Origin of the sequence: Rhodonellum sp. (assembly GCF_030656585.1) — a bacterium.
Classification (GTDB): Bacteria; Bacteroidota; Bacteroidia; order Cytophagales; family Cyclobacteriaceae; genus Rhodonellum; species Rhodonellum psychrophilum.
Genome location: NZ_JAUSPP010000073.1, coordinates 48,041 through 71,441 on the forward strand (window position 1 = coordinate 48,041; position 23,401 = coordinate 71,441).

The window sequence follows — 23,401 nt, forward strand, 5'->3', positions numbered from 1 at the left end:
GAAACCTATTGCCTACTTCGGGTAAAATTTACCCTACCCCTATCCTCTTCCCCAATTTGGAAGAATCATAAATCGCCTGAATGAGTGCAAGGGATTTTCTGGCAGACTCACCGGTGACAATTGGTGCTCGCTCCTCTTGAATCGCTTGGATCATGTCTTCGAATTGAACCAAATGCAAAGCGTGTCCAATCGCCATGGGGTCTGATGCACCACTTTTGCTTTGTGCCAATGGTTCCACAATGGCACTTTCTTCTCCTTTGACATTCCATTGGATGATTTTGCCAGCTTCCAAAACGGCGCTTCCCAAAGCCCCATAGATTTCGAGTCTTTCTGGATATCCTGGATACAATGCCGTTCCGGCGGTGATATTTCCCAATGCCCCGTTCTTGAAATTCACAAGTGCAGCACCCAGATCTTCTCCTTCTATGGGATACAGCACCGTTTTGACCTGACCAAAAACCGTGGATACCTCCCCCATAATGTCCACCAACAAATCAATGGTATGGATGCCTTGGTTGATCAAAGCACCTCCCCCGTCCCCTTTCAAAGTTCCCCGCCAATCACTTCCGCTATAGTAAGTGGCTTCCCGAAACCAATTGACATAGGCATTGCCCATCAATAATTTTCCGAAAACACCCTGTGAAACGGCTTGTTTCAATTTGAGATAATCTTCAGTGAACCTGTTCTGAAAGATCACGCCCAATTTCACCCCTGCTGTGTGACAAGCGGCAATCAATTCATCCGTTCTTTCCAGATTGATTTCGATTGGCTTTTCTATCAAGAGGTGTTTTCCTGCTTTTGCAGCGGCCAAGGCTGGTTCAAGGTGTGCTCCACTTGCCGTGCAGATACAGACAATGTCTAATTCTGGATGGTTTAAAAACGCCTTGATATCGGAATAAGCCCTCACCTTGAAGGATTCCGAGGCCCTGGCTGCGCGCTCCTCGCTCGAACTGCAAACCGCCACCAATTCCGCTCCTGCCAATTCCCGAATCGCCGCCGCATGTTTGGAGGCGATGGCACCGGTACCGATGATTCCAAACCCTAAATTTCGCTTCATTTCAGTTCCTCTAAAATCTTGTTCCAAACGGTTTCATCGACCGGAATCCCTTGATCCATGTTTTCCTTTCTGATGTGCGCAATATTTTCACCGGGATACCGGATTTCCTTTCCGTCAAAAACAGCAGAAGATTTCAAATCCTGAAGGATCGAGTCCAATTTGTCATCTGACCAAGCATCCATTCCCAGTTTGTAGGGATTCAGACAGATAAAAACCTGGGAAACCCCATATTCCTCTCCCGATTCTCCAACTTCATGCGTGGCTTTCCCTCCCGACAGGATAGATGCCAACATGTCCAAAACAAGGGAAAGTCCAGCCCCTTTCCAAAGTCCAATCGGCAACGCCAACTCATGGTCAATGATTTCTCCGGTGGATTTGGTCAAATTCCCGACTTGGTCGAAACCGGCTTCAAAAGGCATTTCTTTTCCTTCCCTCAAATAGGTCGTCATTTTCCCATACGAAAACTGGGACATGGCCATGTCCAACACCACTGCTCCATTCTTTCGGGGAATAGCGACTACCAAGGGATTGTTTCCGAGTTTGGGTTCACTTCCTCCCCATGCTGGCATATTGGGTTTGGTATTGGTGAAACAAATCCCGATGCAACCTGCGTCCACAGCCTGCCATCCATAATTCCCCGCACGCATCCAATGATTCGTGTTTTGAAGGGCAACAATTCCCAGGCCATGCATTTTGGCCAGTGTAATCGCCCTTTCCATACATTGATGGGCATTGAGATTGCCGGGGCCGAGATTTCCATTCCACCTTTCGAACATCCCGAAAGCATCCATTTTTTCTGCTTCGGCAGTAGGGTGAACCAATTTTTTCTGAATCATGCTCAGAAAAACCGGAAATCGGTCGAGTCCATGGGAAGGCACGCCGTCCAGGCTGGATTGGGCGAAAAGAGCGGAACACAAGGCGCCTCTTTTTTCAGAAAACCCATAATGGGACAGGATTTTCTCCATGGTGGAGATCACAGTGCTGTAAGGGATCCTCATGCTTTGATTTCGGACAATATCCAAGGTCAAGAAATTTAAGGGAAATGAATGTTATCCTTTGGCAATTCCAGGGAAGATGTTTTTGCGGTTAGTCGATTCAGAGACCTTGGACCACCAGCATTTTGGCCTTGGATGCTTGGTGACGGATATTCTTGGCCTTGGTATATTCTTCGGATGCCCACCAAGTTTTCGCGATTTCCACTGATGGAAATTCAATCATCACAAAGCGCTCGGGATTCCAATCTCCTTCCAGAGATTCTGTCTGTACTCCCCTGACAATGAATTTTCCACCAAAAGCTTCCACTGCCGGACCACTCAATTTCTTATAGGACTCATACAATTCAGGATCGTGGATACTGACTTCGACCAATACGTAAGCAGGCATAAATATTTATTTTAGTTTTAAAATTGATTTAATTTTCTATCAGAAGAGCGCGATTTACTTGGATAATCTGGCATCAATCACCAACCGATTATGCTGTTGGATGTGCTATACCTTGTTCTCCAAATAGTCTGATTTTCTTTCCCTTTCAACCCCATTGGGAAATCCTATGCATATTCCGGGTTGAATTGCGGGCAATCTCCAATCCCTCTCGCCAAAGGATGAAGTAAATACAAAAACAGAATTATTCCCAACTGGAAGCAAAAATACCTGAAATATAAGCGCCTTGATATTTGTCCACTATTGGCTTTCCACTGAGGTGCATTTCAAAGGACAGGAATATTTAGAGCTAGTCTTTGTCCCGTTTCAAGCTGATTTTATAATCATCAGGGGTGCCTTTCATATTGATATTGACAAAACGGATTCTGCGATCCGTGTCCCGGTAAACAATCGCATCTTCTTGTTCAGGATCAATTTCATTCTTGTTTTTCCCTCCAAAAAGAGAACGGAACCCAACTTGCGTCACCATCGCCAAAGGAACCCTGATGAAGTAGTCCATGTTTAGGTCCAGACTTTGTTTGCCCGATAGTTCTATAAATCCCAAACTGGAGTTGATCGTCATCTTCGGGATACTCAAAACGCCACCCTTCAGGTCCAAAGTGTTACTCAAGGTGTCAAACCGAATGTTTTTGAGGTTTCTGTCCGAAAAATAATCCGACATGGCATCCATGGGCGCAAAATTCACAATACTTCCCTGATAGATGGTCAAATCCATTTTGGCATCAGATTTTTCGATGATCGGTGTCAAATCAGGATAAACCAAGAATTTGCTGGTAATGGTCCCACTGACCAAACCATGGAGATTTTCATTGATGAGATAGTCCTGTCCAAAATTCTCAAACTTGATCAACAATTTGTCCAAATCCAGTTTTTTGGCCTTCATGGTGCTGTGGAAGTAAATTTCATCAGGGTTTGAACCATTGAAATAACCACTTACGCCCAATGTCCCGTCGGCCGCGCTGAGACCTAGGGTATCCAAATAGAGATAATGATCTGTCGTTGTCCTTGCTTTGGCGAACACGTCTTCCAGCCAGAAGGTATGGTAATTCATTTTCCCAATTTCCAAGGAAAAATCCATATTCGAGAAAGGCAGCTCAAATACATTGAATGCATCCTGATGGTTGGTATCGGTTTCAAACCTATCAAAACCCATCAAAGCATCCAAATCCAACGTTTTTGCTTTGAGATGGAGATAATTGCGTTTTGATGTGAGGGTGTCTTTTTCTCCCATAAAATACCCCAGCATCAACCTGAAATCAGAGGTTCCCATTTTTCCGCTGAGGGAATCCAAAGTGAGATAGTCGTTTTCATAATGCAGTTTGCCTTGAAAATTCTCCAACTTAAGGGGATGGATTTTCATTTTTCCTTCCAAAGCCTTCAGGTGTAAGTCAGCAGAATGAAATCCACCCTGAAAATTCAGGTCCACTTTTCCCTTTAGCTTCAATTCAGAAAATACCTCCTCCCGATAATCCTCCGGTAAATAATTCACCCCATCATAACGCAGTAGGTCATTGATTTTCAATTGATTTGAAACCAGGTCAAATTCAAGACTGCTTTTCCCCACTTTTTCTTCCTGAAACCATTTCCGGTAGTTGTTGATCTTGCCCGTAAATAAAAAATCACTTTTATCGATTTCACCCCTAAAATCCTTGATTTCGATCGTGTTTTCATCGATCAGCAAGTCAACATCAAAATCATGAAAAACATGGGGGTAATGCTTCAATTTAGCATAGAAATCCTCGATGAAAAACTCACCTTTGGGCAGGTATTCATAATGATGCAAATCATATCCAGTGGTTTCAAAGGCCATCTTGATTTCAAAATCGGAAATCACCTCCTCCATTTTTGCCCCTGCAGAATCGGATGGAATGAGTTGTCCGAGGTCTATTTGTTTGGATTTGACCGTAAAACTGGCCTTTAAGGGCAAATTATTCCCATGCAACAATACGGGGAAATCGTCCAATTCCCCAGAAAAAGCAAAATCAGAATTTCCCATTTTAAAACTCAGGGCATCCAAAACCAGTTTCCCATGCTTCATAAAAGCATAACCGTTTGCTTGGGTGACGGCTTTTTCCAGACCGGGAACAGAAAAACTCAAATCCTTCAAAAAGATTTCACTTTGGAGGCTTTCCTGAACCGTGGCCAAGCCAGACGAGGCCAAATCCATGTCAATCATTTCATCAAAATCCATGTTCAAAATCACCTGACCGGTAATCCCCTGAAGACCTTCCACTTCGAAAAACTCACCCAAAAAACCCAAATCCAAGTCCGCATTTAAGTTGACTTTGATAAATGGATCTTCAAAATCCCGTACAATGAGTCTTCCTTGAAATGTTCCCTGATCAGGTCGGGCGGAGAAATTCTGCAATTGAATTTCGGAAGTTTTCAAATTCCGGTCTTTCCCATTGGTGTAGAATCCTGAAAAATGGAGTGCATCCACTTTTTTGTCAATGGCAGGATTTAGGAAATAAGCATTGTTGGCTCCAAATTCTACCGAAATGGCTGGGCTTTCCTCCTTACCGGCAATCCCCTTGACTGAACCCAAAAAGTAAACTTCGCCTTCATTTTTATATCTGCTCAGGATTTCTCCAACCTCTTTAGGTGCAAATGCTGCGAAAATATTGAAATCAGGCTTCTCTCCATTGATTTTTAAATCCAGCCCAATTCCTTCTTCCAATATTTTGATTTCTCCTGAAAGTGCCAATATCGCTTCTTCCAGTTTGAGCATTGAAGGGGAAATAATGACTTGCTGCAGTTTTTCAAAATAATCCAACTCTAAGTCCAGATGAATCTTTTTATCGGCAAAAAAAGTAGGTGCGCCATCCTGTTCATAGTCAAACACCAGATCCGAAAGTAAGTCAATGAAAATATGATCCTCCCGGAAGCGGAAATCAGATTGGAGCGATCCAATATGAAAAACAAAATCGCTTTTTTGGGCCAAATCTGAATAGGTGATGTCAAACTTTTCTATCACGATTCCCGCAAGGTCAAAGACCAATGCCTCTTCGGTTTCCGTTGCATCCTTCTCTTCCGAAATCCCTTTTGCCAAGAGCAAATTGATGTCTCCATTTTCATATTTGACAACATGAAGATGCCCATTGCTGATTTTCAACTTTTTGACGGAATAATTGCCTCTTATGATGTCCCAAATATTGAACCCTACATAAAAGTCTTCTGCTTCATAAATGGGTTTTGATTGATTATCCTTGCTTTCATAGAACTTTATCCCCTTCAAATCAATCGAGATATATGGGAAATTTGCAAAAGGAGAAATATAAGAATCCTCAATAGTCAACTCCCCCACAAACTGCTCATTGATGGCGGTGATTGCTTTTTGGGTGAGCTGATTTTGGTTTTGGTAGAGGATCCAAATGGAACTGATGCCCAACATCAGTGGGATCAATACCAAAAGTGAGAGATAGAATATTTTTTTCCTTTTCATGTTCAATCCTTGTTAGGCAATACCAATTCCATTCCAGCCTGGAATTGGTGAATAATCAGTCTTTGTTTGTAATTATCAGCTTCACCAAATCGCCAATATGCCAAAACCCCCAAATAGGCTGATTTTCTTGCAGTTTCAACCCTTTTTGTAAAAACCAATGCATACTTTCGTTTCAATCAATTGGCCGCTATATAAAGCCCAAAAAAAGGCAAATGGTTCGAAGGCCGGTTGCTCTTTATTCCAAATTCAAGAAATGGAATATCCATATATTTTTCACTTGATGCAGGCAAAACTCCATTTCACCCCAAAAACCAAATCAAGAAGTAGGCAAAAACAGAAACCACCAAAGACGCCAACAGTACCGGCAACAAGCACTTTTTCAGGATGGAGGCATAATCACTCACTCCTGCCACCGCTGCTGCAGCGATAATGTTGAACAGACAAACCGCATTTCCCAATGAGGCCCCCATAAGCTGCATGCTGAGTACAATTTGAGGATTTAGGCCAAGACTTACGGCGGAAGAGTTTTGGACCGAACCAAAAATGATGTTCGAAACAGTGGTACTTCCAGAAATAAACGTCCCTAGGATTCCGATCATCGGGCTGATCAAGGGATAAGCCTGCCCGGTTTTGATAAATTCAGCGGCGACGGCATCTATCATGGAAGGCATCTGCGCACTGCCACTGTTGAGCATCAGCTGCGTGATGGCGAGGGAAGGGAAAAGCACCAGAAAAACCGCGAAGGTTTTTGAAACCGCAGGTTTCCAATCAAATTTAAAGTCCTTAACCAGAAACAGGGCAAATGCGGAAGCGATCAAAAACGGTAGAAGTGGAGACCTTAGTGGCTGAAGTCCAGCACTTACATTTGTTCCGAGAATGGCTTTGAATTCGACCTTATAGGCCAGGAAGTCCGCTAATCCAGTAAATATCTTGGGAAGCAGCAGCAAGATGACCAGTACCAAATAAGGCATCCATGGCTTAAGGTGTATTTTTTTGTTTTTGAAAAGAAAAATGTAAGAGACCACAGCCATCACCACCGCGGCAATAATTCCAGTCAATTCCCTCAAATAAAAGGAACCCAAAACCAAGGGAGCCATGATAGCGAAATACAATATCCATGCGTAGGTTGGATTGTTTTCCGTAGTTTCTCTCTTCAGGAAAACCAAAACAAAGAGCAGAATCACCATTCCTGCCAAAAATATCCCTGCGGTCGAATAAAGATAAATGTTGCTGACAGCGTCTATCGGGAGCTCCAGGGGAATTTGGAAACCTGCGGTAACGGGTGTACCAACAGCTCCCGCCATCGCAAAAAGCCCGTCAATAAGCAGCACCACGGCAATGGACAGCAAAGGAGAATAGCCCAATGAAATCAACAAAAGAGGAACAATGGCTCCCGGTGTACCAAAGCCCGCAACACTTTCAAAGAATGCGGTAAGGAAGAATGCCAAGAAGTAAAACTTAAAGGACTTGTCGGGATGGATTGCGGCAAGGGAATCTTTAATGCCAGATATATAGGATTTCTGCTCCATGATCTGGTAGAGAAATATCGCCCCAAAAATGATCATCAAAATATTGACCGTCCCAGTCAATGCGCTTATCAGGGAAGCCAAAAATGGGAAAACTCCGTTTCCCCAGAGAAAAAACAAGGCCGATGTGACCATGAAACCTGCATAAATACCGGTTTTGACACCTTTTGCCAAGCTAAGAACGAGCAGGGTCAGGATGGGAAGAAAGGAAAGCAATATAAAAGGCAGCGTCATGGACCTGGGGAATTGTCAGATAAAACTAATGAAATAAATTACGGGGTTATCACTTTAGATTTGATAACCTGAAAAAAAGATTCCTAAGGCTATATCTCAAATGCAATTGCCTTGATTTTCAACAAAGAATATTGAAAATAAAATAAATTATAGGTAAAGTAAAGCTTTCGCATAAATCATGTCTGTTTTGGGAAGGAATTAAAAACTGAATACAATCGGTTTTAGAAAAGCCTTTAACAAAAAAAGCTGCCCCGAGTTGGGACAGCTTTTCTTATTTTAGATTGCTATGAAGTTCTATTTGATCAACAATCGCTCCACCGTCGTGTTTCCAAAACGGTCAGTGATCATAACCAAATAAACACCTTTTGCAAAGCTGCTCACATCAAACTCTACATCTCCACTGGAACTGAGTACCTGCGCGAGTTGATGGCCGCCCATAGTGAGCAATTGCACATTGGTCAGGCCTCTTTCACCCTTGATGCTTACATTGACTACTTTAGAAGCAGGATTTGGGAAAACATTCACGTTGGCCTTTGGTCCCGTGATCGGCAGTCTCACCTCATCGGAGATCGAAACACAACCCTCCGCATCTTCGATGGCTACCTGATACATTCCTGCGCCATTGAATTTTTCATTGGCAATGGTGGAGGTGGCAAACAAGTTGCCGTTTTTGTACCACTTGTAGGTGTATGCACCTTCTATCGTAACCACTCTTCCTTTTTCAAAGAAAATCACAGGCTTCGGAAGGGACTTGATCGACACGGCAAAAGGTGCTGTGCGGATGGATTCGCAGATTTCAGAACCCAAAACAACCCTGTAAAGTTGATCACTTTCAATTCCCTGAAGGGTCAAAAGACCCATGCCTTTTGAGTTGTCTACATTTATCCAAGTCGCTCCATTGTCACTGGAAGATTCCCATCCGAGAATTTCGTCATAGACGCCGCTGATCAGTGCCAATTGGACTTCATTTCCTGCACATACTTGCGCGGTACCGGCAATGATACCGGCTTCCAAGTTGCAGTTAAATTCAAACCTTACCTTAACCGGAATATGGTCGGAAGTGGTATTGGCATAATTCTGAACCAAATCGAATGGAATCACCACTCTTTCAGAACCGACAAGCCAGAGGTCATTCATCTCATTGGAAATGATCATGTGGTCAATCACATTCTCAAAAGAAATGAAAGTCCTCAATCCAGCATTGCTCAAGCTGATGGTCGCAGGAATATAGTTTTCCGAATCATTGATATAATCGATGAAGGAGGTTTCTGTGGTATTCACCGTTGGCGCAGACTGATCTGCTACGGTTTCATCCAAATCCTCATTGAAATCACCCAACAAAATCAAAGGCACATTGCCATAATACTGATCCAGTGAATCTTTCAGCACATTGACATCATATTTACGCATCGCATATCTTGGATTTGCAGCACTTTCCCCACCACCATTGGATCGGGTGTGTACGTTGACCAAGGAGATATTTTGCTTCACGCCATTGATGTTCGTCTTGATATCAAACAGGAAAGGAAGTCTTCCACTTGCCCAGAATCGATCCCTTGATGAAGGATAATTGCTCAAATTGGCAACATCGACTCCCTGAAGCAATACCCGGGTGCTGACAGAATCCACCGTTGCGGTTTTGTACAAATAGGTAAGCTTCTGTGCTTCGGAGAATTCTCCCACCTGCGATACCGCCGGTGAATGGAAACCTCTATAGCCAGGAAGCGCAGCTACCAATTCGTAGAATTTACCCAGATTGGTGATTTCCTGAAAAGCGTACACATCGGCATCAAGGTCCTCAATGATTGTTTTGACATTCTGCAATTGCAGGTCGACATTGTTTGGACCTTGGAAAGGTGTCGTGGAACCAAACCATTCAATATTCCAAGTCACCACGTCAAAGGTGTTTTCCTTGCCTTTGGTGGAACCTGTGAATCTGCCATATTCGACAGTTTCTCCCGCCGTGGTCAATTTCAGGCTTGCCACATCTACACCCACCATGGTTGGTGCATATTTGACTTGGATCGCAGATCTGAATTGATCACCTGGTTCAAATACGATCTCCTGACCGAAGGTGATTCCATCTCTTGAAATCACGAATGGTGCATCAATCGAAAGTGTTACAGCATCGGTGAATCCGGTTGCGGTGAAGTTGTAGGATTTTGCCGGGGAAATGTCTCCTGCATTGATCACCCCAAAGTGCATATTGCTCAGAGGACCGACAGCAAGGATCAAGTTTCTTGGCTGCTCCGCTTGGATACGGATATTGAAATCTTCCACTCTCCATTCGGCGGCACCAACTTCCTCATCGGAGGTATAAATGAAGGCCAGATGCAATTGCCCATTTTTAAAATCCGTCAAATCAATGTTGTCTGCCAGCACATAACTTCCTGTGGAAACAGCAAATTTATCTTCCAATCCCAACCAGGTAAATTCTGGGGAATTGGGATCGCTGAATCCGTCATAATTGGAAGAAGCGACCAGTCTCAATCTTGGACCGCTAAAGAAAGCCCTGGAATAGAAGCTCAAGACAGGGAATTGATCGGTAGAAAGATCAAACAAAGGTGAAATCAACCAATTTTCATTGTCTTGCGCACCATTGGAGAAACCATTCATTTGAACGGCACTTCCGACGTTGTTCAGTCCAGTGCCCGCAGCAGTGATCAACCAGTTTTGCGCTCCTCTTGCATTGAAATCTGTCCAACCTTGCGTAGAGAACAAATCCGGGGTATTGAAGGATTGGGTGTAAGGAATGGCAGTCGTATTGCCGGATTCTATCCCTTTCAACTTCACGATGGACCTGTAAATCTGCTCGCCTGTATGGACAATAAATCCGTTTCGGATGCCATTGGCAAAAGCTGTTGGGACGAATCTTACAAGGATGTCTGTTGACGCTGCGCTCAAATTGGGAAGGGTCAATGTTTTCACGAAGTTTTCGCCATCCAAGGAAATCTCAAATGGTCCTTCCACACCAAGTTCAATGGATGCAGATGGCTGATTGACCGTGAAGGTATAGGAAGCGTTTTCAGAAATCTGGCCAGATGGCGTAACACCAAAATCAAGAGTTTCAGCGGAGAAAACGATAGTTCCTGCAGCATTTTCAGTGATCAAGTCCGATGCGAACCTTGGATTGAATTGTGCCGTGGCATTGAACCTATCGACGATGCCGATCATATCAAAAGATTTGTCTGGGATAGGCGTGCCCACCAAAGGATGGTTTGCTGTCGGAATTCTAAAAATCCGATCTGCCGATTGTCCCGCAATCGCATAACTTCCAACAGCACCCGCACCTTCGAAAAGGATTCTGCTGTCTGCAAGCGCGATATTGTTTACCCTTACCAAACGACCTTGATTTGCTGGATTGCTTATTTCAGCAATCCCGATCGGCAATGGTTCTGGCAAAGCCACATTTGCGGCCAAGCGCTCGATGGAAAATGGTCCCACGCTGATTTGGATGTTTTGGTTGAAGGTGCCGAGTACGCCCGAAACCCTTACCATATCCCCAACATTAAGCGCAGCGGAACCAGCGATTCCATTGTCAAAGGTATTCGCGAAAGCACGTAAAAGGATTCCGCCCGTTGCATCTTGAATCCACCTGTTGTCTGGATTGAGGGTGCTTCCCGCAACCACAATTCCTTCCACAAAAACCTCGGCACCATTGGGCAACAATCTTGCTTCCGCAATGCTGACCTGATTGCCGATTTCTTCGCCTTTCAGGCTTACCACTCTGCTCACGGAACCTTCACTTTGGAAAGTCAAATTGCGCTCGAAGATGCTGTTGGTTCCACTTGTAGGTGCAAATCTAATCCTAAGTTCAATTTCCCCGTTTTCAAATGTTGCGGGATCCAGGATCAATTCCGAAGTGAATTCACCAGTTGCGGTGCTCACTTCAAAGTTTGCCGGAGCTGTTACTTTGATTTCGGAGGTCACATTGGTAACAGACAATACTACTGTTTGAAAATCGGTAGTTTGCCCATTTCTGATCCTACCAAAATCCTCCAATGAAGTTTTGTTGACAGCCAAAACCGGCGCATTCGGATCAAAAGTGGAGAATGTCCATTCTGTGGATGCCTGAATTCCTCCAAATGCATTGTTGAAGAGATCGACAAAAGCACCTGCCTCTATCAAGACGTAATAAGATGTGGCTGCCTCCAATTCCTCGAGGGCAATCGAAACCGAATTTTGATTGATCGTCACTGCGGCATCGGTTACGGCGATTGTTCTTGCGAGCGTACCGTCCGATTTGTATAGGAATATATTTCCCTGTCCTTTTATGATCTTTTCATCAAAGGTGATTTCAAGATCCGTCCCAATATTGATTTCTTCGGCACCACTTGACGGTGAAACCGCAGCAATCATTGGCGCAAAATTATCGTCAAAAGGAGTCCATTGGATATTGTCAATGGTGATCTGTCCTTCGGTTAGGTTTTTGATCTCGATGACGATATCACCACCAAGATTGATATCATTGACCACAAATTTCCTGATAGTCGCATCTGCACCAGAGGCATTGCCAAAGATTTCGGACCTGTCAATTTCAACACCATTGATGAACAAGGCAAGTTGTCTCGGAACGCTTCCGGTAAAGGCTTTCCTAAAGTCCACGCTGAATGAACCGATTCCTCCAGAAAGAGTCTGGGAAACAATACTTGAATTGTCACTGGCCCTTCTCAACATCAGGCCTTTTCCTTCTATGGGGAAATCCCCTTCATTTCTTGAAGCCAAATACGACCAAGTGATTCCCTGATTGCCCACAAAAGACCCAGTCACATAACCGGTACCCACTGTGATCAAATCAAAATTCTCGGTATTGACAATGGGTTCTTCGACGAATAACCCTGCGACCTGAACCGCTGTTAGGCCAATCTGTCGACTGGAACCCCCGTCATTGATTCCCCTTTCGGAAGCCCATGAAATTTCTATGTTCGCACCAGGTTGAATACTCAAACCGGTAATCAAATGGCTCACAACCCTGTCCTGACCTTCTCCCGTAGAGTAGGCCAATTCGGGAATTACGATTCCATTCACACGCACGGTGAATTCAGGGAAACGGGTTTGGGTAACTCTTTCGACTTTCCCCAAATAGGACACCTGCAATTCTTCTATGGTATTGGAAGATGTATTGGTCAAAAGAAGGCTAGCCGTGAATACACCTGAAGTACCTGTATGTTGATAGCCCAAAACGCCATTGCCACGGATACCACCTGCGGTACCTGCTCCAAAATCCCCATTGTAATTGAGGATATTTCCTGTGAATGTCCATTCTTGGTTTTCACCAAAAGTAGCCACCGGGGATACTTGATTGATAAAGGCCGAAAAATCCTGCTGGTAAGGCAAACCTGTAACACTTCCTTCGGGAATATTGATGACAAAAGATGCTTCGGCCACATCACTATTCTCCAAATCCACCTTCATGGCAATCGCCTTGATGGTTAGAGAAGTATTGATTTCTATGGGTGCAGTATAAAGTGTACTGCTTTCATTTGGAACAGCACCGTCCAAGGTGTAATAAATGGACGCATCGGCTGTTGATGAAGCGATGCTGACCATTTGTGCAGTGGTGAACTCGCCGGCTTCTGGAGAAAAAGCAGGAAAACCAGCTTTTTCTACTTGCGTTCCATCGGAACTGTTCCATGCGATATTGTCGATGACCAGCTGCCTGTTGGTCGTCCCACCCAAAAGGTGTCGGATTTCCAAAGTAAAGTCGCCTGGGATGTTGATGTTTTCAACTTCGAAGGTGAAGATCTCGTCACTTCCGCCAGTGAAATTCCCAAAAACCTGAGATTCGGCGATCAATTGGTTATTGATAAAAAGACCAACCTGCCTGTCCCCTGAACTGGTGAAGGCTTTTCTCATCAGCACCCGAAAGTTGGAGATACCGCCACTGATCGGGTTGGATTTAATGCCACTGGACTCTCCAGAGCGTCTCAAGAGCAGACCTTCCGCATTGATGGGAAAAGCTTGCTCGCCTGTGACATGGGTGTACGTCCAGGTAATTCCGGCATTGCCCACGAAGGATCCGTCCCTGTAGGTGGATCCGGTAAGGGCCAGGTTTTCAAATGTTTCTTCATACGCATATGAAGGACTATTTTGGGCCCAAGCAATGCCTGAGACGCAAAACAACATCAGAAAACCAAAAATAAATTTTGGTAGAAATTGTTTCATAGGGTGATTTTAATGTGACAATATAAAATTTTCCTCGAAAATAGGGTTTTATTTGGTTTCGGGCCTCACCTATGTTGTTATCAAATCATTAAGGCGAAATAAAAAGCAATAAATAATATAGAAACGGTGGATTCCGGTGTGTAAAAAAATTTTGGATGAGAAAAGTTAGTTTCGATTTTGCAGAAATTGGATTACTTTTTAAAAGACGATTTAAATTCAACTTTTTTCCTGAAGACTTTGACACTCAATGGAAACTTAAAGAAAGGGAAGTCAACACAAGTTCAATAACCATCAGCGGAACAGACATATTCATTGATGAACTGAGACTTCATCCAATTTTAACGCTCATGGAAACCTATACCTACAACCCACATTTGGGCATGACCTCATCATCAGACCCGAGAAATTATGTCCAAAAATTTATATATGACCATTTTGGAAGATTAGAAGCGATAAAAAACAATGATGATGATATTGTACAATATTATCAAGCTTGACCTTGATGGTCCGAGCCGATGCAAACCTAACTTTGATCACTTTTTATATTGTTTTTTATTGGTGTTCGCGAACCTCCCTTTGGTCGGTTTGTCTCTTATTTTTGTTGTTTTTTCCCTGCACACAACCAGGTTTCGGAGACGGGACCCGGACCGATGACGAACGCAACTTAACCTGTGACCGTTTCCGTTACTCCAAACTTCAATTTGAATCGGTGTTGAAGATCCTGTGTGGCAAGCTGTTTAAACTTTAAATTTCTTTGGGTCTTTCCGATTGGGTCTAAAGCTCACAACTTCTATATGGTCTTCTTAGATGCGGTAAAAAATACTCGTCTGTTTACTGAAGGTACATATTCTCAGACCTTCCTGTCTTTTGGATCTACGGTACATTTCGGGACCTTTCGATATCATATCCAGCGTCTTTTCAATACTGATATAAATTTCTTTCGCCTTGTTATGCCCAAACTTCCGAACGACATATTCCAACAATTCCATTTCTTCATGCCTGGCACGAAGAGAATAGCGAACTGCCAATGCCAAACCTAAAAGTTGAACCTGTTTTTGATTTCCTTACGGACTGATTCATAGGACACGTATTGGCCTTTATCCAGCTGCTCCAGTCCTTCATCGATGGCAGCCCTGTCTTCCGCACTTAACTCTTCCCAAAAATCCACTTCCTCTTCAATATTTAAAAGTGATTTGATAGCATTCAAGATCCGCTCGTCATTGCTATTGATGATTTCCGATATGATCCTATATTTTATTGAAGCATCCATTTGATGATATTTATTTGTTCCTTAAAGTTAACGATTTTTATCTTCAGTTAAGTTTCTTTTCACCCCAGCGGATGGTGTCGTCTATTAACTCTTTGCCCTGGTATAGACACCTGTTTGTATGCAGACCGCCGTAAATGTAACCCAGTCCTGTCAGCTCCAGACCGCATGGGTCATAAGAAGTTTCTATTACGAAGAGTGGGGGTTGAATTTGGATCCATGAAGTTATCAAATCTACCTGCCGGTAGACAGGCCATGCGTTTTCCTCGGTTTCGTTGGCCACAAAAGTCTCCATGAAACCAGATTTGTTCATATAAGAGGTTTCTGCAAGTTCCTCATGCTTGTTTTCTGCTTTTTCACTACAGGCCCTGCCCTACAAACCTGGCCCCAAACAAAACAGTCCACCGGAATGCTTATTCAATTTATGCAATTCAAATTCCGGCAACAATGAATCCGTAAAAAAGAAACATTATTACCGAAATTGTTCCTTCAAAAAATCAAAGACGATCAAGCATCCCCTGTAATTTGTCCTGGATTTCGCCCGCATGCACCCTCAATTCGGCATTTCCTACTCCCTCCATCGCAAACAAGGGATTGATTGTAGAGACTTCATGTTTTTCATTTTCGATTTCCCGAATCGTCACGTTGCAGGGCAACATCGTACTGATACTTGGATCGATGCTCAGGACTTTGTCCGCATAAACAGGGTTGCAAGCACCGAAAATGGTATGCGGCAAATAATCCTTATCCAGTTTCACTTTCATGGTCTTTTGCAAATCAATTTCGGTGAGAATCCCAAAACCGGCATCTTTCAAAGCCCCCTCCACAGATTTTCTGACCTCCTCAAATGTTTTTCCATTGATTGTTTTTGAATTATAGTATCTCATGGCTTGTCTTTTCTTGTGATTTAGCAATCTAGCCATCTTTGCTAAAAAATAATATGACATTGGTCACATCCAAGTTGGTGTTTTGATAGGGAGAAAGTTTTAGAGAGATTTTTAGGTTTATACATTACCAATTCAATTCCAGCCTGAGATTCCCGAATGGTAAGTCAATTGTTTGTTTTTTTGACTTTACCCTATGGGTTTTTCACCTTTTAATCCAAATAGTCTTATTTTCTTGCAGCTTCGACCCCAATTACGATACGGGATATATCTTTCGGGTTTAATCGATTTTAAAATTGGGTTTCATGAACAATATGAAAACAATCAGCCATCTATTTCCTTAAAAAATCCCACAAAAAAAGGAGTCGAAATCGACTCCTTTTCAATCCAAAATATGGATGTTCATACTTGTGGTTGTTGTTTTGAAAAATATACAAAATCAATCCATTTGCTGTTTTTTCACCCCTACCAATCCATTCAAATATACCTCCACATTCGTGTAGCCTTTGTCCAAATCAAAACCAGAGGCATCCGATGCATCATTGGGGTCGAGACCGTTTTTTACTTCCCAAGCATCTGGCATTCCGTCGCTGTCGGAATCCTTCGGCGCTTCCCCGTTTTTCAGGATCGGCCAACCTCCCACGTCCTTTTGACTGTCGATGATGCCGTCTTTGTTTTTACCATAGGAGCTTTGGCCGGATCTGGTTTCCTCCACCAGCCTTTTGTCAACTCCATCTCTTTGGTAGCTGGCACCGGCATATTTCAACACGGATTCAAATGCCTGCTGGGCGGATTCGGTTTTTTCCATCACGAATGGATAGGCATCACTGACCAGGACCATTTCCGGAGCGACATTGTCCACTCCCAATGCATTGTACTGTGAAACTTCCTCGTTTCCGGCAACATAATTTCCCTTCAGGAAAAAAGTGCCATAGGGTTTGTAGGGTTCCAAAATCCTGGATTTATTGGATCCGGTGGCAGGGCCTGCTTTGTAATAATTGTTTACCAAATTGTGTTTGCCTTCTTCCCCGGCGTAGGAGCTGTTGCTCTTCCAGTTGTAGATTACATTGTTCCGGAAATCAACGATTTCCAACTCAGGTTCCTTGTGGTAGCGGGAGCCATTGAACCTGGGAAGCCGACTGTTGTGGCTCATGATCAAGTTGTGGTGGAACGTCGCTTTTTTTCCGCCCCAGATTCCCCCATAGCCATGGTCGCCCTTGGCATGCACGGATTCGTTGAGGCTTTCTGAAATGATAGACCATTGGAGCGTAAAGTTCTCGTTGTCATAAAAGGAGGCACACTCGTCCGTCGCCCAACTCAGCGAGCAGTGATCGATGATGATGTCCTTGTTGCGGATCGCGCTCATCGCATCGTCTTGGACATCGTACAGATCCCCCAACCTGCTCCTGATATAGCGGATGATGATATTGTCCCCTTTGACTTTGATGGGGTAATTCTGGATGGTAATCCCTTCCCCTGGCGCACTTTGCCCCGCGATGGTGAGATTCCCCGTGTTGATGTCCAACACGGATTGCAGTTCAATATTGCCGGATACGGCAAAAACAAGGATTCTGGGTTCCTTTTTGCGAACCGCCTCACGCAGGGATCCCGGTCCGTCATCGGCCAAGGTGGTGATGACATACACTTTGCCTCCTCTCCCACCGGTGGTGTATTTGCCAAATCCATCGGCTCCCGGGAATGCCAGTTGCCTTCCGGTTTCTTCCGATTGGGTAGAATTGTCTGAATTGGCCGATTGGTTTTGCGCAGCACAGCCAAAGGCAAAAAGACTGAATGCAGAAAGATATAATGCTTTTTTCAACATGGTTTATTCTTTTCGCAATTTGATCTCTTCTCCGTTGATCCGAACATTTTCGAAGCGGATGTTTTTGGTATTGGAGAAGCGATAGTTTTCCTTGACCGATTTGATCTCGACATTCTTTAAGGTGATGTTTTCCACCGGAGAGCTTTCGTATCCTTCGAGCAAAACACCCACTTTGCCACCGTTTTGTACCGTCAGGTTTTCAACCCTGATGTTTCGAACCCTTGGCACATAAGCGCCGGAATCTTCATAAAACATATTGACCCGAATGACTTGCTCCGCCACCTGACCCACTTCGATATTGCGCATATAGATATTTTCGATCAGGCCGCCACGCATGGAACTCGTCTTGATCCTCAAAACCCTATCGAGATTGGGGCTGTTCATTTCACTGTTTTCCGCAAAGACATTGCGAACGCCTCCCGAAATTTCACTTCCGATGACCACACCGCCATGACCATCAGCCATTTTGCAGTTTTGGATGACGATGTTTTCACTAGGGACATTGATCCTTCTCCCATCGGCATTCCTGCCGGATTTGATGGCGATGCAATCATCCCCAGTATCAAAAAAGGTGTTTTTGATCCAAACATTTTTGGAGGATTCCGGATCACAACCATCAGAATTGGGGCCGTGGCTGATTATGCTGACACCATCGATGGTGACATTTTCACAGAGCACTGGATTGAGGATCCACATCGGTGAATTGACAATCGTCACGCCCTGGATCAACACATTTTTACAGCCATAAGGCTGGACAAACTGCGGTCTCAAGAAAAAACCATCGCCAAATATCCTTTCCGATACGGGAACATTGTCCTCCGCCATTTGGAAAAGCGCATGTCTCTTGTCCCGGTCTTCCTGATGGGGATCGCCTTCCTTCCATCCGTATTCCTTCTTGCCTTTCCATGGCCACCAATTGGTTTCGTTGGCCTGTCCATCGAGGGTACCTTCCCCAGTTACGGCAATATTGGTTTCCTCAAAGGCATAGATCAGGGGAGAATAATTCATCAGCTCCACTCCTTCCCAGCGGGTGAATACATTTGGCAGATAATCCTCTGGATTGGTGGAAAAAAGCAAGCGTGCCCCCTTTACCAAATGTAGATTGACATTGCTTTTGATGTAAATCGGGCCAGTGGCAAAATCACCTTCGGGAACGATTACCCTTCCACCACCGGATTCAGCGCATGCTTCGATGGCTGCTTTGATGGCAGCGCTGGCATTGGTCAACCCAACTGCCTTGGCCCCATAGTCTAGGATATTGAAGTCCCTGTCGGGAAATTCGGGTGCAATGATCTGAGAAAGGATCTCCGGCAATTGATCCCAGGGATCGGATTCCTGCTCCATGGTTTGGTTTGCCCCACAGGCCATCACCAGGCCCGAAAGTAAAATCAACCAAAATTTTGAAAGGTTTTTTAAGGTCATTATTATATGGCTTAAGCTAAAATGTATATGAATCTATTGTAATCATTCCCCAGAGTTCCCATCACTTAACGAATCATGGGAACAGCCCTTTTACAAAATTGAATGGCCAGCCCCCAAGGATCGCGAAGCATCACCAAATGGGATCCATCTTCCAAAAGATCATCCGAAACCAAGGTCGCTCCAGCCGAAACCAATCGGTCTTTGTCATGCGTGGGATCATCCGAAACAAAAGCCAGATGCACCACCAAAGGATGCTGGTTTTTAAAATCCAATACCGGACCTTTTGGATTGGCATAAATTTCCAACATGATACTCCCGCTATCATCGGCCAGAAAAGTCATAAATGGAGATTCCTCCATTTTCTTGACCACTGTCAATCCGAGATGGAGTACATACCATGCCGACATTTCCTGAGGCTGGGCAACATTGAGGGCAAAGTGTTCGAATTTCATAGGTAACAGGAATTGATTTTGGGAAATTGGCTTTTCTTTTTTTTGGCAGTGTTTTCTTTGATAAGACTGTTGATCAAACTCACATTTTCGTAGGCGGTATTGAAGGTTTACGCAACATCGTTTTTAAAAACTTACACATTCCAAATGACGAAAGAAGTAAAAGAAAAAAGTGGGCTGGGGAAATTTTAGGCAATACCCATTTCACCCCAACACCACTTCTTTTCACATCAAACAAACAAATTATTCATTTCTTAAAACGCCCACCTTGGATCACCGATGGGTCCTCCATTGGTGGATGCAGTTCTCAAAGGAGAAGCTGCGGGGAGCGTAAGGTCAACAGTTGCAGAAGTCCAACCCAAATCCACATTGGTGACATTTGGCAAGGTGACATAATCAGCAATGCTCAGGGGAGCCGAATCTGCACCACCTGTATTCAGGTTAAACAAGTTGCTGTTTGAAATGCTCACCTGTCCGGTGCTGCTCGCCCGAAGCAAACTTGCGCCAACCGTATTGCCATCGAGAGGCATATTGTTCAGAATGGAATTGCTCATTTGGAAATCCACTTCGTTGTTGTTGGCATCCAGGAAGGAATTGTTTCTGGCGTTGGAGCCAATTCCGTTGATGGTCACATTCGTTACCCTGATGATGGGCACAAATGGCATGGTCAAATTGGTTGCCCATCCGATAAACCCTCTGCTTCCAAGGTTGCTGAAGGTGGAATTGGTCACTTCCAATTCCCTAAACTCCAATTTATCTAAATGAAAGACGTAGTAGTTGGCCACCAAATGGTTTCTGAGAATGGAATTACTCACCTTGATCAGGTCGATTTTGTGGGCATTATTACCCGCTCTGTTGGCTCTCAGAAAAGAAACCCTGACATTTTCCACGATGGAGTTTTGGATGGTCACCTGCGTGAATGTGGTCGCGCCCCCCGTGAAATTCAGGAAGTAATCACCTGTTCCGGCTTGTCCATCAAAGGTGATTCCATCCGTGCTGAGACCTGCTCCATTTTCAGCGAAACTGAATTCCTTGAAATTGACCTTGGTATCTGCAGGATCACCGGAAACGGAAGCGAGATGGATGGTTTTGCCTACGATTCTAAGATTGGCATAAGCACCTGTTTCGTCTACAATATCATAAACACCAGGTTGCAAACCAATCAAAGCGCCATCTTCGGCTCCCTCAACAATCTCCCTGAAATTATCTGCAGGAGAAACCATGATGTCATAAATACTGGGTTCTTTGGTCACAAAGGAAGTAATCCCTTTGGTTCTGTTTCCTTCAAAAATCTCTGCCAAATATTCCGTAAAAGGATTCAGTCCCTCAAGGATTTTGGTTGCGGCTCCCTTTTCTTCATCAGAAATCAGAAATTCAATATTATTTCCGGTTGGATCTGTCAATACGATCCTGCTTGGATTGGCATTGGCTCTCCATCTCAACAATGCTGTATTCGACCCGATTTCATTGTCGAAGGTTGGGAGGAAAATCTGCTCTCCTGAAATCTGGAAGGCTTGACTTCTTACCCACTCTGAATTTTGGGCGGGAGTAAGTCCATTTGCCCTGATTCTTCCATAATAATCCACCTTGATGTCAAGAACATCATCGGTGATCACAGCCGTAGTGGCTTCGGTTACCAATTCCAATTCTATGGTGCTGAACAGACTGTCCTTGGCCACCTGCAGGGTGTAAGTAACTTCTCCCGGATCGGTAAACAATGCTTCAGGCCAAGATAGGGTAACTGCAGTTTCGCCATTACTGGAAGTTAGCGTGACTGGGCGAAACCGCTTCATGTCCTTAGGCACATCATAATCATCCGCAATATCCGTACAGGACAGCAGTACCGCTCCCAGAAGGAACAGTGAGGTTAAATAGCTTGGGATCAATTTTTTATGATTTTTCATTTCTTTGTCGGTTTTGGGCTTGGGTGATTTAATAACCATACTCTTGTTTCAACTTGGGATTGGCATCTGTCACAGAAGTGTGCAAGGGCAACAATTCACTTTTGCCGGGGGTAAAACCGATGGCATAAAAGGTGAGGATAGTCGTATTGATTCCATTTCCTGCCCAAGAAACACTTGCCGATCCCGCAGGAGCGACCACAGGCTGAGGTTGATAAAAGGAATTCAACCAATTCATCGAATTGGCGCCTGCCTCATAGTACATCAAGGAAGGAAGATTGCTGTATTGACCTGTTCGGCTGGCCATTTCCGCCAATTTGGCTTTGGTTTCATTCAATTTGGCATCAAGAAGGTTCCAACGAATCAAGTCATATTTCCTAACGCCTTCACCTGCCAATTCAAATGCCCTTTCGTTGACCAGGGCTTCAAAAAAGCCTTGGTAATCGGAAGGTGTCGCCCCAATCAAGCCGGCATCACCACCAAAAGCGCGCGTCCTTACACTTTCCAAGGCTGCAATCGCTGCAGGTGTTGGACCGTTGTTCAGTTCATTTTCAGCCTCGGCAAACATCAACAAAACATCTGAATAACGGATCATCGGCCAATTCACCCCAAAATACTGCGCGTTGGAATTGACAGAAACCGGATTGGTGATCCAATCCCTTCTGAATTTGCCATCCACCAAGGTCTGAAGTGTCTTGGCTACCAAGGTGTAATCCTGGTTGATGTTATAAGGTACCACGGTTACGTCCCTTCTTTGGTCATGTTCATCAAAAGCATAGAAGAAAGTCGGAAGGATTGTCAGTGCTGAGTTTCCGATATTGTTCCACCTTGGACCATTGTAATAACCCAATTTACTGTCTCCAAACTGGCTGGAACCTCCGGTCATGGCCACATCCCAAAGGATTTCACCGTTGGGCTCCGTTCTTTTGGACAATATCCCTTCCCTAAAAACATTCTCAAAACTTGGATTCAAATTATGTGCACCGCTTTGGATCACGGCCAAAGCTTCGTCTCGGGCAATGTTGTAAAACGAAAGGTAATCGGCACTTCTTTTCATCTGACGGTCCAGCCTTAGGGAATACCCCCCTCTAAACAAAGCGATTTTTGCTCGCAATGCCCTTGCAGCTCCTTGGCTGATGCGTTCGCTTGAACTACCGGGTGTTGCAAATGGCAGTAAATTGGAAGCTTCTGACAAATCACTCAACAACCGGTCATAGATCAAATCCCTGTCCATTCGTTCCGAAAACAAATCGGTCTGCAAACTGGAAGGCTCAAACTGTGCGGGAATATCTCCCCAGTTTCTGATCAATTCAAAATACAACTGGGCCCTTAGCACCAAGGCTTCTCCGTGCAATCTTCTCAATTCCCTTTTTTCAAATGCAGTACCCGTCTCGTACATGGCCATTTTTGGGATTTCATTGATACAGATATTGGCGCGCTCCACTCCCACATAAAGTTGGTTGAAGGGCAGTCTCAATTGCGTATTGCTGGGCTGCACGTTGTAATGTGCAATATCCCTTCTTTCGTTGTCAGGATAGGGATTTCCGCCCTGGCCCATCATGATGTCATCGTCAAGGGGATAATACATGCTCAACCGGATTCCATAGCCATTGTCTCCACCCAAAGTGGCATAAACACCTGCCAACGCTTTGCTGGTATTGGTTACATTGCTGAAAACGTAATCCGGACCAAATGAACTGATCGGGGTGACTTCCAAATAATCCGCGCAGGAACTCAATCCTGCAAGGGAAATGATGACCGCCAAAATACTTTTATATACTCTTTTCATGGT

15 protein-coding genes are annotated in these 23,401 nt (G+C 44.3%); 1 reads left to right on the forward strand and 14 read right to left on the reverse strand.

The window, feature by feature from the left end; genetic code table 11:
- Positions 1-28 precede the first annotated feature (28 nt).
- From Q7J63_RS18260 to Q7J63_RS18285, 6 genes are all read right to left on the reverse strand, one after another.
- Entirely contained in the window at positions 29-1,057 is a 1,029-nt protein-coding gene (locus Q7J63_RS18260) for a Gfo/Idh/MocA family protein (RefSeq protein WP_304888251.1), read from the reverse strand.
- Positions 1,054-2,055, reverse strand: coding sequence for a 3-dehydro-L-gulonate 2-dehydrogenase (gene yiaK, locus Q7J63_RS18265; RefSeq protein ID WP_304888253.1), 1,002 nt, complete (start codon positions 2,053-2,055; stop codon positions 1,054-1,056). Before yiaK ends, Q7J63_RS18260 begins: the two co-directional genes overlap by 4 nt.
- Before the next feature lie 97 nt (positions 2,056-2,152).
- Entirely contained in the window at positions 2,153-2,440 is a 288-nt protein-coding gene (locus Q7J63_RS18270; protein ID WP_019598389.1) for a DUF1330 domain-containing protein, read from the reverse strand.
- A gap of 346 nt (positions 2,441-2,786) precedes the next feature.
- Positions 2,787-5,939 (reverse strand): AsmA-like C-terminal region-containing protein, encoded by a 3,153-nt coding sequence (locus Q7J63_RS18275; protein WP_304888255.1) that lies wholly within the window; start codon positions 5,937-5,939, stop codon positions 2,787-2,789.
- Between the two features lie 299 nt (positions 5,940-6,238).
- Entirely contained in the window at positions 6,239-7,699 is a 1,461-nt protein-coding gene (locus Q7J63_RS18280) for an L-lactate permease (protein ID WP_304888257.1), read from the reverse strand.
- 294 nt (positions 7,700-7,993) lie between these two features.
- On the reverse strand, positions 7,994-13,864 hold the full coding sequence (locus tag Q7J63_RS18285; protein WP_304888259.1) for a chitobiase/beta-hexosaminidase C-terminal domain-containing protein: 5,871 nt from the start codon (positions 13,862-13,864) through the stop codon (positions 7,994-7,996).
- Between the two features lie 155 nt (positions 13,865-14,019).
- Here Q7J63_RS18285 and Q7J63_RS18290 point away from each other — a divergent pair, with 155 nt between their 5' ends.
- Positions 14,020-14,361, forward strand: a complete 342-nt coding sequence (locus tag Q7J63_RS18290; protein WP_304888261.1) for a hypothetical protein — start codon at positions 14,020-14,022, stop codon at positions 14,359-14,361.
- Between the two features lie 306 nt (positions 14,362-14,667).
- Here Q7J63_RS18290 and Q7J63_RS18295 read toward each other — a convergent pair whose 3' ends face one another.
- From Q7J63_RS18295 to Q7J63_RS18330, 8 genes are all read right to left on the reverse strand, one after another.
- Positions 14,668-14,898, reverse strand: a complete 231-nt coding sequence (locus Q7J63_RS18295; RefSeq protein WP_304888263.1) for a hypothetical protein — start codon at positions 14,896-14,898, stop codon at positions 14,668-14,670.
- Between the two features lie 2 nt (positions 14,899-14,900).
- Positions 14,901-15,134: a hypothetical protein gene (locus Q7J63_RS18300; RefSeq protein ID WP_304888265.1), complete on the reverse strand. Its 234-nt coding sequence runs from the start codon at positions 15,132-15,134 to the stop codon at positions 14,901-14,903.
- A 494-nt stretch (positions 15,135-15,628) separates the two neighbouring features.
- Complete coding sequence (locus Q7J63_RS18305; RefSeq protein WP_304888266.1) at positions 15,629-16,018, reverse strand: DUF302 domain-containing protein; 390 nt, start codon at positions 16,016-16,018, stop codon at positions 15,629-15,631.
- A 436-nt stretch (positions 16,019-16,454) separates the two neighbouring features.
- Complete coding sequence (locus tag Q7J63_RS18310) at positions 16,455-17,837, reverse strand: pectate lyase (RefSeq protein WP_304888268.1); 1,383 nt, start codon at positions 17,835-17,837, stop codon at positions 16,455-16,457.
- 3 nt (positions 17,838-17,840) lie between these two features.
- Positions 17,841-19,259, reverse strand: a complete 1,419-nt coding sequence (locus Q7J63_RS18315; protein ID WP_304888270.1) for a glycoside hydrolase family 28 protein — start codon at positions 19,257-19,259, stop codon at positions 17,841-17,843.
- A gap of 65 nt (positions 19,260-19,324) precedes the next feature.
- Positions 19,325-19,711 (reverse strand): VOC family protein, encoded by a 387-nt coding sequence (locus Q7J63_RS18320; RefSeq protein ID WP_304888271.1) that lies wholly within the window; start codon positions 19,709-19,711, stop codon positions 19,325-19,327.
- 251 nt (positions 19,712-19,962) lie between these two features.
- On the reverse strand, positions 19,963-21,612 hold the full coding sequence (locus tag Q7J63_RS18325) for a DUF4957 domain-containing protein (protein WP_304888272.1): 1,650 nt from the start codon (positions 21,610-21,612) through the stop codon (positions 19,963-19,965).
- A 28-nt stretch (positions 21,613-21,640) separates the two neighbouring features.
- Complete coding sequence (locus tag Q7J63_RS18330) at positions 21,641-23,398, reverse strand: RagB/SusD family nutrient uptake outer membrane protein (protein WP_304888273.1); 1,758 nt, start codon at positions 23,396-23,398, stop codon at positions 21,641-21,643.
- Positions 23,399-23,401: the final 3 nt, after the last annotated feature.